The organism is Nitratireductor sp. J20-h4, from assembly GCF_056780505.1.
Genome location: NZ_CM165557.1, coordinates 758,759 through 775,164 on the forward strand (window position 1 = coordinate 758,759; position 16,406 = coordinate 775,164).

At 66.0% G+C, this 16,406-nt stretch carries 18 protein-coding genes; 14 read left to right on the forward strand and 4 right to left on the reverse strand.

Annotated features, from left to right (window positions below; genetic code table 11):
* Positions 1–78 precede the first annotated feature (78 nt).
* Both fabI and ACT2B0_RS03690 read left to right on the forward strand, forming a co-directional pair.
* A complete protein-coding gene (fabI, locus tag ACT2B0_RS03685; RefSeq protein WP_473461602.1) occupies positions 79–891 on the forward strand; it encodes an enoyl-ACP reductase FabI in 813 nt (270 codons plus the stop codon).
* 46 nt (positions 892–937) lie between these two features.
* The gene (locus ACT2B0_RS03690; protein WP_473461606.1) at positions 938–1,525 is read left to right on the forward strand and encodes a histidine phosphatase family protein; all 588 of its coding nucleotides are present in this window, start codon (positions 938–940) and stop codon (positions 1,523–1,525) included.
* A 6-nt stretch (positions 1,526–1,531) separates the two neighbouring features.
* Here ACT2B0_RS03690 and ACT2B0_RS03695 read toward each other — a convergent pair whose 3' ends face one another.
* Positions 1,532–1,783 carry a DUF1344 domain-containing protein gene (locus ACT2B0_RS03695; protein ID WP_473461609.1) on the reverse strand — a complete coding sequence of 84 codons (252 nt, stop codon included), beginning with the start codon at positions 1,781–1,783 and terminating at the stop codon, positions 1,532–1,534.
* Positions 1,784–1,963: 180 nt separating this feature from the next.
* Between ACT2B0_RS03695 and aroC the strand changes: the two genes are divergently transcribed.
* The 10 genes from aroC to ACT2B0_RS03745 all read left to right on the forward strand — a co-directional run bounded on the left by aroC (position 1,964) and on the right by ACT2B0_RS03745 (position 11,988).
* Entirely contained in the window at positions 1,964–3,061 is a 1,098-nt protein-coding gene (gene aroC, locus ACT2B0_RS03700; protein ID WP_473461611.1) for a chorismate synthase, read from the forward strand.
* Positions 3,062–3,083: 22 nt separating this feature from the next.
* Positions 3,084–4,187 (forward strand): 3,4-dihydroxy-2-butanone-4-phosphate synthase, encoded by a 1,104-nt coding sequence (gene ribB, locus ACT2B0_RS03705; RefSeq protein ID WP_473461614.1) that lies wholly within the window; start codon positions 3,084–3,086, stop codon positions 4,185–4,187.
* Positions 4,188–4,286: 99 nt separating this feature from the next.
* A complete protein-coding gene (locus ACT2B0_RS03710; protein WP_473461616.1) occupies positions 4,287–5,267 on the forward strand; it encodes a hypothetical protein in 981 nt (326 codons plus the stop codon).
* 76 nt (positions 5,268–5,343) lie between these two features.
* The gene (locus ACT2B0_RS03715) at positions 5,344–6,270 is read left to right on the forward strand and encodes a histone deacetylase family protein (RefSeq protein ID WP_473461619.1); all 927 of its coding nucleotides are present in this window, start codon (positions 5,344–5,346) and stop codon (positions 6,268–6,270) included.
* 2 nt (positions 6,271–6,272) lie between these two features.
* Complete coding sequence (locus ACT2B0_RS03720) at positions 6,273–6,524, forward strand: exodeoxyribonuclease VII small subunit (RefSeq protein WP_473461621.1); 252 nt, start codon at positions 6,273–6,275, stop codon at positions 6,522–6,524.
* Positions 6,525–6,615: 91 nt separating this feature from the next.
* Entirely contained in the window at positions 6,616–7,536 is a 921-nt protein-coding gene (locus ACT2B0_RS03725) for a pirin family protein (RefSeq protein ID WP_473461623.1), read from the forward strand.
* A 78-nt stretch (positions 7,537–7,614) separates the two neighbouring features.
* Positions 7,615–9,534 carry a 1-deoxy-D-xylulose-5-phosphate synthase gene (dxs, locus tag ACT2B0_RS03730; protein ID WP_473461626.1) on the forward strand — a complete coding sequence of 640 codons (1,920 nt, stop codon included), beginning with the start codon at positions 7,615–7,617 and terminating at the stop codon, positions 9,532–9,534.
* A gap of 113 nt (positions 9,535–9,647) precedes the next feature.
* On the forward strand, positions 9,648–9,917 hold the full coding sequence (locus tag ACT2B0_RS03735; protein WP_473461628.1) for a hypothetical protein: 270 nt from the start codon (positions 9,648–9,650) through the stop codon (positions 9,915–9,917).
* Between the two features lie 59 nt (positions 9,918–9,976).
* Entirely contained in the window at positions 9,977–10,741 is a 765-nt protein-coding gene (locus ACT2B0_RS03740) for a TlyA family RNA methyltransferase (RefSeq protein ID WP_473461630.1), read from the forward strand.
* Positions 10,738–11,988 carry a class I SAM-dependent RNA methyltransferase gene (locus tag ACT2B0_RS03745; RefSeq protein ID WP_473461633.1) on the forward strand — a complete coding sequence of 417 codons (1,251 nt, stop codon included), beginning with the start codon at positions 10,738–10,740 and terminating at the stop codon, positions 11,986–11,988. The genes ACT2B0_RS03740 and ACT2B0_RS03745 overlap by 4 nt, the downstream gene beginning before the upstream one ends.
* A gap of 20 nt (positions 11,989–12,008) precedes the next feature.
* On the opposite strand, the gene ACT2B0_RS03750 is transcribed toward ACT2B0_RS03745, so the two are convergent.
* Both ACT2B0_RS03750 and tldD read right to left on the reverse strand, forming a co-directional pair.
* Positions 12,009–12,728 carry an NAD-dependent deacylase gene (locus ACT2B0_RS03750; protein WP_473461635.1) on the reverse strand — a complete coding sequence of 240 codons (720 nt, stop codon included), beginning with the start codon at positions 12,726–12,728 and terminating at the stop codon, positions 12,009–12,011.
* 158 nt (positions 12,729–12,886) lie between these two features.
* Entirely contained in the window at positions 12,887–14,290 is a 1,404-nt protein-coding gene (tldD, locus tag ACT2B0_RS03755; protein WP_473465762.1) for a metalloprotease TldD, read from the reverse strand.
* A 106-nt stretch (positions 14,291–14,396) separates the two neighbouring features.
* Between tldD and ACT2B0_RS03760 the strand changes: the two genes are divergently transcribed.
* Positions 14,397–14,558: a hypothetical protein gene (locus tag ACT2B0_RS03760; RefSeq protein WP_473461638.1), complete on the forward strand. Its 162-nt coding sequence runs from the start codon at positions 14,397–14,399 to the stop codon at positions 14,556–14,558.
* A 66-nt stretch (positions 14,559–14,624) separates the two neighbouring features.
* On the opposite strand, the gene ACT2B0_RS03765 is transcribed toward ACT2B0_RS03760, so the two are convergent.
* Positions 14,625–15,140: an invasion associated locus B family protein gene (locus ACT2B0_RS03765; protein WP_106571245.1), complete on the reverse strand. Its 516-nt coding sequence runs from the start codon at positions 15,138–15,140 to the stop codon at positions 14,625–14,627.
* A 387-nt stretch (positions 15,141–15,527) separates the two neighbouring features.
* Between ACT2B0_RS03765 and coxB the strand changes: the two genes are divergently transcribed.
* Positions 15,528–16,400, forward strand: a complete 873-nt coding sequence (gene coxB, locus ACT2B0_RS03770) for a cytochrome c oxidase subunit II (RefSeq protein WP_473465765.1) — start codon at positions 15,528–15,530, stop codon at positions 16,398–16,400.
* The last annotated feature ends 6 nt before the right edge of the window (positions 16,401–16,406 follow it).

The window sequence follows — 16,406 nt, forward strand, 5'->3', positions numbered from 1 at the left end:
GGCCGATGCGGCTTGTCGACCGATACCGCCTGTGCGATAGGCTTGCGGGAGCTTGATCGGTGCAGGAAAGGTAGGGCGATGGCGGGTGAAAACGGGCTTATGGCGGGAAAGCGCGGTCTCATCATGGGAGTCGCCAACAACCGCTCGATCGCCTGGGGCATCGCCAAGTCGTGCGCCAATCAGGGGGCGGAACTGGCGCTGACCTATCAGGGCGATGCGTTGAAGAAGCGGGTCGATCCGCTGGCGGCGGAACTCGGCGCGCATGTTGCCGGGCATTGCGACGTCACCGAGGAGGACACCATCGCCGCCGTGTTTGAAGGCCTGAGACAGAAATGGGGCCGTCTCGACTTCCTGGTGCATGCGATCGCCTTCTCCGACAAGGAGGAACTCGACGGCCGCTATATTGACACCTCGCGCGAGAATTTCCGCCGTACGATGGATATTTCCGCCTACTCGCTGACCACGATCGCCAGGCATGCCGAGCCGCTGATGAGCGCCGGCGGTTCGATCCTGACGCTGACCTATTACGGCGCGGAAAAGGTGATGCCGCACTATAATGTGATGGGTGTCGCCAAGGCGGCGCTGGAAGCCAGCGTGCGCTATCTGGCCGTCGACATGGGCGCCAACGGCATCCGCGTCAACGCGCTGTCGGCCGGCCCGATCAAGACGCTTGCCGCGTCCGGCATCGGCGATTTCCGCTACATCCTCAAATGGAACGAATACAACGCCCCCCTGAAACGCACCGTCACCATCGAGGAGGTGGGGGATGCCGGCCTGTATTTTCTGTCGGACCTGTCGCGCGGCGTGACCGGAGAAATCCACCATGTCGATTCGGGCTATCATGTCGTGGGCATGAAGGCGGTCGACGCGCCGGACATCTCCACCGTCTGAGCGGCTTGCCGCCCTGCCGAAAAATCATCGCGAAAGCGTGCCAGCAATGTTTCCGCTCGTCTATTTCGTGCGCCATGGTCAGACCGACTGGAACGCCGAACTGCGCTTCCAGGGGCAGGTCGAAATCGACATCAACGACACCGGACGCGCACAGGCGCGCGCCAACGGGAAAACCCTCGCGCGCCTGATCGACGATCCGTCCGGATTCGATTTCGTTGCCAGCCCGCTCAGGCGCACCCGCGAGACGATGGAACTCGTTCGCGCCGAGATGGGGCTGCCGGCAGCAGGCTACCGGACCGATTCGCGTCTGGTCGAGGTCCATTTCGGCGACTGGCAGGGCTATACGATCGAGGAAATCGAAACCGCCAGGCCCGGCGCGGAGGCTGAGCGCAACCGCGACAAATGGGAATTCCTGCCGCCGGGGCCGGACGCGGAAAGTTATGCCGATCTCGCCGATCGGGTCCGCGGCTGGCTGGATGAGGTCAAAGGTCCGAGCGTGTGCGTGACCCATGGCGGCGTGATACGCGCCGTCTTCCTGATCGCCGGCCTGCTCGACCGGCACGCCGCGGCCATCATGACCGTGCCGCAGGACCGCGTCCTGCGCTTGAAGGGCGGCGACCTCGATTGGCTGTAACCGAAACTATTCGTAGATTTCCATGTCGGTGATCAGATTGGTGCCGTTGACCACGTCATAGGCGATGACGATGTCGATGCCTTCCCTGATCGCCGACATGTCGATTTCGCCGGGAAGCTTGTAGGTCTTGCCGTCGTCGAGCACGATGGTGAGCGTGTCCGGATCGACGGACTGGATCGTGCCCTCGGCACTGGCTGCCAGAACGGGGCTCGCCGAAAGAAGCGACAGGGCGACCAGCGCCGATGCGAGGATACGCATGCTCAAAACCTCTTGTCAGACTCCCGCTTGCGGGGCGGGTCTTGTGATTGGATTGCGAGACAAGAGCAGAAACACCGCGATTGTGTCAAAACTAAATCGTCGTCCGGGACCGTTTGACCGATCCCGGAAAGGCAAATAGAAGGCAGCGACGGTCGCACAGGCGGCCGATGGGCCTGGTGAATGTCGCACAACACTTTCGGACATCTTTTCCGCGTCACCACCTGGGGTGAAAGCCACGGAGCGGCGCTCGGTTGCGTGATCGACGGCTGCCCGCCCGGGATTGCGTTCACGCCGGCCGACATCCAGCGCGAGCTCGATCGGCGTCGGCCGGGCAAGTCGCGCTTCGTCACGCAGCGGCGCGAGCCCGACCAGGTCAAGGTGCTGTCCGGTGTCGTGCCGGACGACGACGGCGAGACGCTGACGACCACCGGCACCCCGATCTCGCTGATGATCGAAAACGTCGATCAGCGCTCGAAGGATTACGGCGAGATCGCGCGCCAGTTCCGCCCCGGCCACGCCGATTACAGCTATTTCGTCAAATACGGGCTGCGCGACCACCGCGGCGGTGGGCGCTCGTCCGCCCGCGAGACGGCCGCGCGCGTGGCCGCGGGCGCGATCGCCCGCAAGGTCGTTCCGGGCCTTGTCGTGCGCGGCGCGCTGGTGGCGATGGGCGAAAAGCGCATCGAGCGCGAGAACTGGGACTGGGATTTCGTCGACCATGACGACAATCCCTTCTTCACCCCCGACCCGGCGTCGGTGGCGGTGTTCAGCGATTATCTCGACGCCGTTCGCAAGGCGGGCTCTTCGGTCGGCGCCGTGGTCGAAATCGTCGCCGAGGGTGTGCCGGCCGGGCTCGGCGCGCCGATCTATGCCAAGCTCGATCAGGATATCGCTTCGGCGATGATGTCGATCAACGCCGTCAAGGGCGTCGAGATCGGCAACGGTTTCGCGGCCGCCGGCCTGACCGGCGAGGAAAACGCCGACGAGATGCGCATGGGCAATGACGGCCGGCCGCGCTTCCTGAGCAATCACGCCGGCGGGGTTCTGGGCGGCATTTCCACCGGCGAGCCGGTGGTGGCGCGTTTTGCCGTCAAGCCGACATCCTCCATTCTGACGCCGCGCCGTTCGGTGGATCTTGAGGGCCGCGACGTCGATGTGGTCACCAAGGGGCGTCACGATCCCTGCGTCGGCATTCGCGCCGTGCCGATCGGCGAGGCGATGCTGGCCTGTGTGATCGCCGATCATTATCTTCGTCATCGCGGCCAGATTGGCGGCTGAGCATTTCAAAAGCCGGAGCCTTATGCCCTACGACCAGAAAAAGACCGTCGAAGCCCTGCGCGCGTTCGAGCGCGGCGAGATCGTCGTCGTCATGGACGATGACGGGCGCGAGAACGAAGGCGACCTGATCGTCTCGGCCACCCATTGCACGCCGGAGAAGATGGCATTCATCGTGCGTCACACCTCAGGCATCGTCTGCGCGCCGATGACCCGCGACGAGGCGCGCCGGTTGAACCTGGCCCCGATGGTCGCCGACAACGACGCCCCACACAGCACCGCTTTCACCGTCTCCGTCGACTACAAGCACGGCACCACCACCGGCATTTCCGCCGACGACCGCACGGTCACGGTGCGCAACCTGGCCAATCCCAATTCCGGCGCCGCCGATTTCGTCCGTCCCGGCCACATCTTTCCGCTGGTCGCGCGCGAGGGCGGTGTCCTGATGCGCTCCGGGCATACCGAGGCCGCGGTCGATCTGTGCAAGCTTGCCGGTCTGCCGCCGGTCGGCGTCATCTGCGAATTGGTCAACGACGACGGTTCGGTAATGCGCGGCCCGCAAGTCTCTTCGTTCGCCGACCGGCACGGGCTGAAGCAGGTTTCGGTCGCCGACCTGATCGCCTACCGCCAGCGGCAGGAAACGCTGGTCCAGCGCATCGACTGTTTCGAGATCGAAACGCCGGTGGGTAAGGCGATGGCGCATGTCTATGCGCTGCCCTGGGAGCCGATGCATCATCTGGCGATCGTCTTCGGCGATATCCGCGACGGCGACGAGGTGCCGGTGCGGCTTCACTCCGAAGACGTGGTTGCCGACGTGTTCGGAACCGGCGACAGCCTGGTGCGCGCCATGGCGGTGATGAGCGACAAGCAGCGCGGCGTCGTCGTCTATCTGCGCGAGGGGTCGGTCGGCGTCGCGCATCAGGCCCGCATCCGTCCGGGAGAGGGCAGCGAAGATCACGCCGAGGCGCGCCTGCGTGAGAGCGAATGGCGCGAGATCGGCCTCGGCGCCCAGATCCTGCGCGATCTCGGCATTTCCTCGATCGACCTGCTGGCCTCGCGCGAGCGCCATTATGTCGGGCTCGAAGGGTTCGGCATCCGCATCGCACGCACCAGCATATTGGAACGTTAGGTCCCGCCCCCGGCGGCGGCGCGTCCTTCGTCTCGCAATGGTTTCATTAGCGCGAGCGACTGTGTAGCGTCGCGCGGATTGAACGAATCGGAGCGGGAAATGTGGGATTTTGACATCGGGCGCACGCTCGCGATCCTCGCCAGAACCTGGCCTTTCATCGTCGTGCGCCTGCTGGTCTATTTCTCCATCACGGTCGCTTATGTGGCGGCGACCGGCACGGGCGCCGGTGTCGGCTTCGGTGTCGGACATGTTTTCGGCGGCGCCGAGGGACCGGCAACGGTCGCCTTCTGGGGCGGGGCGGTGGGCTTCGCGCTGGTGTCGGTCGTGCTCTACTGGATGCGCGAATATATTCTTTATGTCGTCAAGGCCGGTCATATCGCGGTGATGGTGCGCCTCATCGACGGCCAGCCGGTGCCGGACGGCAAGGGCCAGGTCGCCTATGCCCGCGAGATCGTCACCGACCGCTTTGCAGAGGCCAACGCGCTGTTTGTTCTCGACCAGCTCGTCAAGGGTGCGATCCGTGTCGTTACCGGCCTGATTGGCGGTATTGCGGCGTTCCTGCCGATCCCGGGCCTGCAGGGGCTGGCGCGTTTCGTCAACACCGTCATCCGCCTGTCGCTGACCTATGTCGACGAGATCATACTCGGCTACAATATCCGCATCGACAGCCGCAATCCCTACGACAGCGCCCGCCACGGCGTCGTGCTCTACGCCCAGAACGCCACCACAATGATCAAGAACGCCCTCTGGCTGGCCGTGTTCATGTGGCTGCTGACCTTCGTCATTTTCCTCGTTATGCTGGCGCCGGCCGCCGCCATTCTTTACGCCATGCCCGGCCAGCTCGCCGGCTGGTCGTTCGTGCTCGCCATCGTGTTCGCGCTTGCGCTCAAGGCGGCGCTGATCGAGCCGTTCGCGATCGCCGCGCTGATGGCGGTCTATTTCCGCACCATCGAGGGGCAGGTCCCCAACCCGGAGTGGGACCAGCGCCTGGCTGGTGCGTCGCGTCATTTCCGCGAACTCGTCGACAAGGCCAGGGGCGCGTTCGGCGGCGCGCCGGCCGCCGATGCCGGGCAGGCCTGAAATGGCCTGTGCGCGGCCAACCGGAAAACCGCGCTTGGCGGTGGCCGATCGCGGCGTTGTGATTTAGGCTGAAATCATGACGCTGCGCCTGTACACCCACCCGATCTATCTTGAGCATCTGATGCCGGCGGGCCATCCCGAGCGCCCGGATCGGCTGCGCGCCATTGAAAAGGCGCTCGAGCATGAAGTCTTTGCCGGGCTGGAGCGGGTCGAGGCGCCCGAGGGCGACCCCGACACCATCCTTTATGCCCATCCGCGGACGCATCTGGACAGGATCCATGCCGCCATTCCCGAAGAGGGGATCGCGCGGGTGGACGCAGACACCGCCGTTAGCCCGAAGAGCTGGCAGGCAGCACTCACCGCGATTGGCGCTGCCAACGCAGCCGTCGACGACGTTTTCGAAGGCCGTGCCGACAATGTCTTCGTCGCCGCCCGTCCCCCCGGCCATCACGCCGAGAAGGACCGGGCGATGGGGTTTTGCCTGTTCAACAACGCCGCGATCGCCGCCCGCCATGCCCAGCGTAAGCACGGCGCCGAGCGTGTCGCGGTGATCGACTGGGATGTCCATCACGGCAACGGCACCCAGGACATTTTCTGGGACGACGCGTCGGTGCTTTATTGCTCGACCCACCAGATGCCGCTTTTCCCCGGCACGGGCGCCAAGCACGAGACCGGCGCGGGAAATATCGTCAACGCGCCGCTTTCGCCCGGCGACGGCAGTGCCGCCTTTCGCGAGGCGTTCCGCACGCGGGTCCTCAAATCGCTCGACGATTTCGCGCCCGATCTGATCATTGTCTCGGCCGGTTTCGATGCCCATCACCGCGATCCGCTGGCCGAGATCAACCTGACCGAGGACGATTTCGACTGGGCGACCGGCGAACTCATGGAGCGGGCCGGCCGGTTCTGCGACGACCGGCTTGTCAGTCTCCTGGAAGGCGGCTACGACCTCGAGGGGCTGGCCGTCTCGGCCGCGACTCACATTCGGCGCATGATGAAGGGATGACGATGGCGGACAAGCCGAACGAGGACATCAAGGCGATGAGCTTCGAGGACGCGCTGGCGGCTCTCGAACGCATTGTCGACGACCTCGAAAAGGGCGACGTTCCGCTGGAACAGTCGATCGCGATCTACGAGCGCGGCGAGGCGCTGAAGCGCCATTGCGACCAACTCCTGAAGGCCGCGGAGACCAAGGTGGAGAAGATCCGCCTGTCGCGCGAGGGCAAGCCGGAAGGCACCGAGCCGCTCGACCCGGACTGAACGCGCCGGGCCTCGACCGGCAGGTCTCGCCGGTCTTTTCGCCCGGTGAACGCGGGTCTATGATTGCTTTTTCAGAGCCGCGCGAGGCCCCATGAGCTTCTTTCCCGGAAACGATCCCCGTCCCGGTGATGCGTCCGGCTGCGACGCGGTCGAACTGATGGTCGTGCCGAACGCCCGCGACATCGGCGGCTTCGAGGTTCGCCGCGCCCTGCCGACCGCGCGCCGGCGGCTGGTCGGCCCGTTCATCTTCTTCGACCGCATGGGCCCGGCGATCCTGCGCGCCGGCCAGGCGCTCGACGTCAGGCCGCATCCCCATATCGGGCTGGCGACGGTGACCTATCTGTTCGACGGCTCCATTCGCCACCGCGATTCGCTCGGCACCGAGATGGTGATCGAACCCGGCGACGTGAACTTGATGACGGCCGGCCGCGGCATTGTCCATTCCGAGCGCACGCCGCAGGAAACCCGCGGCCGCGACAACGCCATATCGGGCCTGCAGACCTGGCTTGCCCTGCCCGAGGATCGCGAGGAGATCGCGCCGATGTTTGAAAACACGCCGAAGGCCGACCTGCCGGTGATCGACGCCGAGGGGCTCGCCGGCCGTATCATCATCGGCGGCTTCGACGGCCTGTCCTCGCCGGTGCGCACGGCCTCCGACACGCTTTACGCCGATCTGCGGCTCGCCGCCGGCGCGCGCGTGCGCATTCCCGCCGAGGCCGAGGAACGGGCGATCTACGTGCTCGACGGCGAGGTGACCGTCTCCGGCGACGTCTTTGCCGCCGACCGGCTGCTGGTGCTGCGGCCTGGCGACGAGATCGTCGTGTCGTCGGAAAGGGGCGCGCATTTCATGCTGTTCGGTGGCGCATCGCTGGGTTCGCCGCGCCATATCTGGTGGAACTTCGTCTCCTCCTCCAAGGAGCGTATCGAACAGGCCAAGCAGGAGTGGCGCTCCGGCCGTTTCGACATCGTGCCGGGCGACGAGGAGGAGTTCATTCCATTGCCGGGCACATGAGCCCGCGTTGTTTCAGCGCGTTTACTTTCACCGCCCGAGCGCCTATGTCCGTTAAAGCCTTTAAAAGAAAACAAAGCCATGGCCGCGAACCCGCCTCCGCAAACGCCCCTTCTGGATCAGGCCCGCACGCCCGCCGATCTGAAAAAACTGCCCGAGAGCAAGCTGCCGCAGCTTGCCGAGGAGCTACGCACCGAACTCGTCGATGCCGTGTCGCAGACCGGCGGTCATCTTGGCGCGGGACTGGGCGTGGTCGAGCTGACGATTGCCATCCACTATGTGTTCGACACGCCTGGCGATCGCGTGATCTGGGATGTCGGCCACCAGGCCTATCCGCACAAGATCCTGACCGGCCGCCGCGAGCGTATCCGCACGCTGCGCCAGGAAGGCGGCCTGTCCGGTTTCACCAAACGCGCCGAAAGCGAATACGACCCGTTCGGCGCCGCGCATTCCTCGACCTCGATCTCGGCCGGGCTCGGCATGGCGGTCGCACGCGATCTGAAAGGCGGCGACAACAATGTCATCGCGGTGATCGGCGACGGCGCGATGTCGGCCGGGATGGCTTATGAGGCGCTCAACAACGCCGGCGCGCTCGACGCGCGGCTGATCGTCATCCTCAACGACAACGACATGTCGATCGCCCCGCCCTCGGGTGCGATGAGCGCCTATCTGGCGCGCTTGGCCTCCGGTCGCACCTATCAGGGCATTCGCGACATCGGCAAGAAGCTCACCTCCTATCTGGGCAAGACCGCCGACAAGGCGATCACCCGCGCCGTCGAGCACGCGCGTGGCTACGTCACGGGCGGCACGCTGTTTGAGGAACTCGGCTTTTTTCACATCGGTCCGATCGACGGGCACAATCTCGAACACCTGATCCCGGTGCTGAAAAACGTGCGCGACCACGGCGACGGCCCGGTCCTGATCCATGTCGTGACCCAAAAGGGCAAGGGCTACGCGCCGGCCGAGGCCGCGAGCGACAAATATCACGGCGTCAACAAGTTCGACGTCATCACCGGCGCCCAGGCCAAGCCGGCCGCCAATGCGCCGTCCTACACCAAGGTGTTCGCTCAGAGCCTGATCCAGGAAGCGCGCGAGGACGAGCGGGTCGTCGGCATCACCGCGGCGATGCCGAGCGGTACCGGGCTCGATCTGTTCGGCGAGGCGTTTCCCGAGCGCATGTTCGACGTCGGCATCGCCGAACAGCACGCCGTCACCTTCGCCGGCGGGCTTGCCAGCGAAGGCTACAAACCCTTCGCCGCGATCTATTCGACCTTTTTGCAGCGCGCCTACGATCAGGTCGTGCACGACATCGCCATCCAGGGCCTGCCGGTGCGCTTTCCGATCGACCGGGCAGGTTATGTCGGCGCCGACGGCGCCACCCATTGCGGCGCGTTCGACGTCGCCTATCTCGCCACCTTGCCGGGCTTCGTGGTGATGGCGGCGGCCGACGAGGCCGAGTTGCGCCATATGGTGCGCACCGCCGTCGATTACGACCAGGGCCCGATCGCCTTCCGTTATCCGCGCGGCAACGGCGTCGGCGTCGACATGCCCGAACGCGGCGCGGTGCTGGCCATCGGCAGGGGACGGGTCCTGCGCGAAGGCACCAAGGTGGCGCTGCTGTCGCTCGGCACCCGGTTGCAGGACTGCCTTGCCGCCGCCGAGGAACTCGATGCCGCCGGCCTGTCGACGACGGTCGCCGACGCCCGTTTCGCCAAGCCGCTCGACCGCGAGTTGATCACGCGCCTTGCCCGCGAACACGAGGTTCTGGTCACGGTCGAGGAAGGCGCGATCGGCGGTTTCGGCAGTCATGTGCTGCACTTCCTCGCCCATGAAGGTCTGCTGGAAAACGGCCTCAAGGTGCGCCCGTTGGTCCTGCCCGACGCATTCACCGACCAGGCCAAGCCCGAGCGCATGTATGAATGGGCCGGGCTCGACCGGGCCGGGATCGTCGCCACGGTGTTTGCCGCGCTCGGCGCGCAGGCTCGCGCCGTCCGCGCTTAAGGCCAATCGTAACATCCTGTTTACGCTGGTTTTTCGTAAGCTGGTTACCCTGTCCCTTGGCCGAATCTTAGGCCCTGTGTGCTAATCACGCTCCTGGGACAGGGAGCATCACAATGATCAGATTGACAATCGTGCTGGCGGGGCTGGCATTGCCCGCGCCCGCCATGGCGGACCAGAAGATCGACCGCAGCATCGACGCGGCGGCGGCGCGGATCGTAGCCGAGAGGATCGGTGAGATTCGCGGCAGCTTCGCGCCGGGCCACGCGCCGGACTTTGTCGGCGAGGTCAAGACCGTCGCCTCGGCGGCGCCTGGCTCCAGCTTCTGGAATCAAGGTCTGGCGCGGGCGCGCGACGTGGCGCCGCTTTCCAGCGATACCAACTGACGCATGCCCGCTCGCGCGGGCCGGCTTGCGTGGCGCGCCGGCTTTCGTCAAACAGGATCATGACGGAAAACCAGGCCGGTTCGCACAAGGCGCGCCTCGACGATCTTCTCGTAACACGCGGTTTCTTCGCGTCCCGCTCGCGGGCGCGCGATGCCGTCTTGCGCGGAACGGTGCTGGTCGACGGCCGGCCGCAGACGAAACCGGGCAGTCGCATCGCCCGCGATGCCGCCCTCGTGGTCGACGATCCGGCGCGGGCCTATGTGTCGCGCGCCGCGCTCAAGCTCGTCGCGTCCCTCGACCGGTTCGGTCTCGATCCCGCCGGTGCGGTTGCGCTCGACATCGGTGCCTCGACCGGGGGGTTCACCCAGGTCCTGCTCGAGCGCGGGGCGCAGCACGTCTACGCCGTCGATGTCGGACATGGCCAGCTCGACGCGGATCTGGCCGCCGACCCGCGCGTCACCAATCTCGAAGGTCTCAACGCGCGCGATCTCGCGCCGTCGCACCTGGATGGGCGATCGGTGCGTTTCATCGTATCCGACGTCTCCTTCATTTCGCTGAAACTGGCGCTGCCGGCCGCACTCGACCTGGCCGGGGAGGGCGCTGGTGCGGCATTTCTGGTCAAACCGCAATTCGAGGCCGGTCGCGCGGCGATCGGCAAGGGCGGCATCCTGCGCGATCCGGCCCTGGGCGAACGTATCGCCGAGGACATGGCGGCATGGCTCGAAAGCCGGCCCGGCTGGCGCGGGCTTGGAACAATGCCCTCGCCGATCGCGGGCGGAGACGGCAACCGGGAATATTTGCTGGCGGGGATCAAGGACCGATGACGACCAGGCTGCGTATCGACAGGCTCGGCGCCCAGGGCGACGGCGTTGCGGACACCGAGGCCGGAGCGGTCTACGTGCCGTTTGCGCTGCCGGGCGAACTGGCGACCGTGGCCGTCGAGGGAGACCGCGGCACGCTGATCGCGGTCGTGGAGCCTTCGGCCGCGCGCGTGGAACCGGCATGCCGGCATTTCGGCGAATGCGGCGGCTGCGCGCTGCAGCATCTCGACGCGCCGGCCTATCTCGCCTGGAAGCGCGACAAGCTGGTCGCAGCGCTCGCCAGCAGGGGGCTCGACGTCGAGGTCGGCGAGACGGTTGCCTGCGAACCGGGCGGGCGAAGGCGGGCGGTGTTTTCGGTCCGCAGGACCGCGCAGGAACTGCTCTTCGGCTACAACCGCGCTGCCACGCACCATCTCGTATCCGTTGATGAATGCCCGATCCTCGTACCGCGCATTCCCGCCTCGCTCCCCGTGCTGCGTGAGCTGGCGGCCCTGGTCTGCGCCACCGACAAGGCCTTTCGCGTTGCCGTCAGCGACACCGAAAGCGGGCTCGACGTCGCGGTTTCCGGTGCCGGCAAGACCGGCGAAAAGGCGCGCCGGGCCGCCGCCGACTTCGCCATGCGCCAGAGGATCGCCAGGCTCTCTCTCGACGGCGAGGTGCTGATCGCGCCGCGTCCGCCGCAGATCACCATCGGCCGGGCCGTGGTCAACCCGCCCGTTGGCGGTTTTCTGCAGGCCGTCCCCGCAATCGAGGCAGCGATCGCGGCAAGGGTCGTGTCCCATCTCGGAAAGGGCAGGGTAAGGCGCATCGCCGATCTTTTCTGCGGTGTCGGCACCTTCGCGCTCAGGCTGGCCGAACGAGCCGAGATCCTGGCCGTGGAGAACGACGCGGCCGCGCTCGCCGCGCTCGACCGGGGCTTTCGCCACGCCGATGGTCTCAAGCGGATCACCACGGAGAAGCGCGACCTGTTTCGCCGGCCGCTGATGACCAAGGAACTCAACGGCTTCGACGCTGTGGTGTTCGATCCGCCGCGGGCGGGCGCGGAGGCGCAGGCGCGCCAGCTCGCGATCAGCGACGTGCCGCGTATTGCCGCGGTGTCGTGCAATCCGGCCACGCTGGCGCGCGATCTGCGCATTCTGGTCGATGGCGGCTACAGCGTGGTCGAGGCCGCGCCTTTCGACCAGTTCCTGTGGTCGGCCCATGTCGAGGCGGTGGCGCTCTTGGAAAAGCCCGTCAAGAAGCGGCGCTGATCCAGCTGCCGGCGGGCGTTTCAGCGGCCGGCAAGCAGCCCGCGCACGTAATCGGGCACGATTTGGGTCGCCCTGCCATGCCGGCTCTCGGCAAATTGCGTGGCGCCCTGCGACGGTTCGAGATTGAGTTCCACCGTGTGCGCGCCGGCCGCGCCGGCGATGTCGACGAAACCGGCCGCGGGATAGACATTGCCGCTGGTGCCGATCGACACGAACAGGTCGCAGCGCGCGAGCGCGGCCTCGATCCGCTCCATCCAGTAGGGCATCTCGCCGAACCAGACCACGTCCGGCCGCAGGAAGCCGGCCGTGGCGCAGGACGGGCAGGGCGTTGTCCGCGACAGGTCCGCGCGCCATCGATGGCGCCGGCCGCAATTGGTGCACAGCGCGCTGCCCAGTTCGCCGTGCATATGGACGAGCGCGCGCGAGCCGGCCCGTTCGTGCAGATCGTCGATATTCTGGGTTACCAGCAGGAAGTCGTCGAAAGGCCCCCGTTCGAGTTCGGCGAGCGCGAAATGGGCGGCGTTCGGCTCGACTCCGGCCAGGCCGCGTCGGCGCTGATTGTAGAAATCCTGCACCAGCTCGGCATCGCGCGCGAAACCCTGCGGCGTGGCGACGTCGCGATAGTCGACCTTCGACCAGATCCCGCCCTCGTCGCGAAACGTGTCGATGCCCGATTCGGCCGAAATTCCGGCCCCGGTGAGGATGACGACGGCCTTGGGCGGAACGATTTTGTCTATCACTTTGGGTTTCCATTGAGAGAAAAGCCGGTTTGTGTCTCAAGGATGAGGCACAACCGTCTTTGTCGATCAGCTTTGCCCATTCTGGTCAGACAAGAAACGTTGTGGTGTGTACGTGAGAGACAGGGCGACCCAAGGTCATGGAACCCGCGCCCAGCCGTTTACGTCTGCGTGCCGCCGACCGTCATCTGGTTCATTCTCAAATGCGGCTGGCCGACGCCGACCGGCACGCCCTGGCCGGCCTTGCCGCACATGCCGATGCCGGTGTCGAGCTTCATGTCGTTGCCGACCATCGTCACCCGGTGCATCGCGTCCGGCCCGTTGCCGATCAGCATCGCGCCCTTGATCGGGTGGGTCACCCTGCCGTTTTCGATCCGGTAGGCCTCGGTGCAGCCAAACACGAACTTGCCGGAAGTGATGTCGACCTGGCCGCCGCCGAACGACACGGCGTAGACGCCGTCCTTGACCGAGGCGATGATTTCGGCCGGTTCTGCGTCGCCGCCGAGCATGAACGTGTTGGTCATGCGCGGCATCGGCTCCTGCGCGTAGGATTCGCGCCGGCCATTGCCGGTCGCCGCAACCCCCATCAGCCGGGCATTCTGCCTGTCCTGCATGTAGCCGACCAGCTTGCCGTCCTCGATCAGCACGTTGCGGCCGCTCGGCGTGCCCTCGTCGTCGATGGTCATCGAGCCGCGACGTTCCGCGATCGTGCCGTCATCGACCACGGTCACGCCCCGGGCGGCCACCTGCTGGCCCATCAGACCGGCAAAGGCGGAGGTCTTCTTGCGGTTGAAGTCGCCTTCCAGCCCATGGCCGACCGCCTCGTGCAGCATGACGCCCGGCCAGCCCGCGCCCAGCACGATGTCGAACGTGCCGGCCGGCGCCGGTTTTGCCTCAAGATTGACCAGCGCCTGGCGCAACGCCTCGTCTGCGGCGTGTTTCCACGACGTCTCGGCCACGAAATCGCCGAAACCCTTGCGCCCGCCCATGCCGTGCGAGCCGCTTTCCTGGCGGTCGCCGTCGCCGACCACCACGGCCACGTTCAGCCGCACCAGCGGCCGGACGTCGCGCACGAAATGCCCGTCCGCGCGCACGATCTCCACCGTCTGCCACGAGGCGGCAAGCGACGCGGTGACCTGGCGCACACGCGGGTCCTTTGCCCGCAGCCACGCGTCGATTTCCTGCAGCAGCCTTGCTTTCTCGCCGAAGCCGGGCGCGGCGATCGGGTTCTCGTCGCCGTAAAGCCGCCTGTTGGTGCCCGTCGGCGGGGCGGCGAGCCGGCCCGAATAGCCGGCCTTGACCGCCGAGACCGCGTCGACCGCGCGCAACAGCGCGTTTTCGGAAAACTCGCTCGAATGGGCGTAGCCGGTCGCTTCGCCGGCCACCGCGCGCAAGCCGAACCCCTGATCCTGATTGAAACTGGCCGTTTTCAGCCGGCCGTTGTCGAAGACCAGCGCCTCGTTTTCGGAATATTCCACAAACAGCTCGCCGTCGTCGGCGCCCTGGATGGCGTTGGCGACCAGGCGCTTGACCGCCGTTTCGGGGATATCGAATTTTTCCAGCAATGGGGCGGACACGCACAGGCTCCCTGGGTGGGTTTGTTTCGGCTTCCTCGCCTATATAGAGAATGCGGGCAAGGCTTTCACCCACGAGCCTGTGAGGAGGGCGAGAATGCGCAAGGGCGCGAGCGTAAGAAACCTGCTGTTTTGGGTCTTGGCCGGCGCCCTGGCTGGGCTGGCGGCCGGATCGCCGTTCGGAAGCGACTACATGCTGGCCGGCGCGGGACTCGGCATGGCCGGCGGCCTTGGTATTCATTTCGGCCTGCGCCGCTGAAGCGCGTATCGCCGCGCGCGTCCGCTTCCATTACGGGCAGACCGCGGAGACCGCGCTCGCGACGGTTCAGGGCAGTGCGTCGAACCCTTCCGAGAAGCCGGACAGATCGACCGGAATGCCGATGCCTTCTTCCGGCGTCTGGAAGACGATGAAGGTGGCCGCGGTGCCGGATTTGAACGTGTCGAGCAATTGGTCTTCCAGGATCACCTCGGCATAACAGCCGTCCTGGAAACAGCGCACGAAATAGGCGCGGCCGATATCCTTGCCGTCGACATTGAGACCGAGCCCGTTGGGCAGCAGCACGCCGAGCGGGGCGAGCACGCGCAGGATCTCGGCCTTGTTGTCGGCCGTCTTCAGCACCACCACCGAAAGTCCGACTTCGGGCCGGTCCTCGGCCACGACATTCTGCATCAGCACGCATTGCTCGCCGGTCGCCCCGGCCGGCACGTCGCAGATGATCGACCACGCGCCATGGGTCGAGCGCACCGAGCCGCCCTGCTGGGCGTAGGCCTCCGGCAGGAACATCATGCTGGCGGCCATCACGGCGGCGGCGGCGAAAAGACGTGCGGGTAAGGTCAGCATGAGGGCTCCATGGCGAATCAGCTGAATCTATCGTGCGCCCGGCGCCATTCAAAGCGGGGCTTTGCGGCCGTCAAGCGATGATTCGCCGGACCACTTGCCTTCGAAATCCGCCGGAAATGCGACCTGAGCCGGCGCGATCGCCCGCGTCGCGCCGTCCGTGCGGCAGCGTAACGCCGAAGCGACCGCGGTCGCGGTCCCTGTCCGCCAGCCTGCGCGGCGCCAATTTGCCGCTCGCGCAAAAATGCCGCATGGATGGCGGGGCGGGCTTCCTTGCAGATGTCGGGAGAGTATGGTTTTAACGGCCGACATCATGGCTGGGTCTCTGACCTGGCAGACTTGCGCGCACCGGAGCATAGGCTGCGCATTCCGATCGAGGAGAAGATGAGCGTGATAAGAAAGCCCTTGGCGATCCTGTCCGGCTTGGCGGCCTGTATGGCAGCCGCCCCCGCTCTTGCCGCGCAGCCGACCCCCTGGCAGACGCGTTTTCAGCCGGCGGCCACCTCCATCATGGAGCAGACCACCTGGTTCGAGATTTATTCGCTGTGGTTCATTCTGCCGATCACCGTGCTTGTCATGCTGTTGCTTGGCTGGGTGATGGTGAGGTACCGCGCCAGCGCCAATCCGAACCCGTCGCGCACCAGCCACAACACGCTGATCGAGGTCATCTGGACGATCGGTCCGGTCGTGGTGCTGCTGTTTTTGGCGGTGCCGTCCTTCCAACTCCTGTCGGCGCAGTATTCACCGCCGGAGGATCCCGCCATCACCATCAAGGCGACCGGCGTTCAGTGGTATTGGGATTATGAATATCAGACCGGGGAGGAGCCGCTTTCCTTTTCCTCGCTGATGCTGGCCGAGGACGGTCGCGCCGGGCTCGGCAAGGAGGATCGTGAGACCTATCCGCGCCTGTTGGCCGTCGACAACGAGGTGGTTGTGCCCGTCGACACCACGGTTCGCATTCTGGTGACGGCCAGCGACGTCATTCACGCCTTCGCCGTGCCGGCCTTCGGCGTCAAGACCGATGCCGTTCCGGGCCGGATCAACGAGATCTGGTTCAAGGCCAAGAAGGAAGGCATCTATTACGGGCAGTGCTCCGAGCTTTGCGGCAAGGATCATGCTTTCATGCCGATCGCCATTCGGGTGGTGTCGGCCGATCAGTACGACACCTGGCTCGCCGCCGCGCGCTCGGATCTCGCCGGCGCCAACAAGGCGCTGATGGCGGCGACCGATGCGCAGACCAAGGTTGCGGCCGCCGGCGAGTAACGCCGC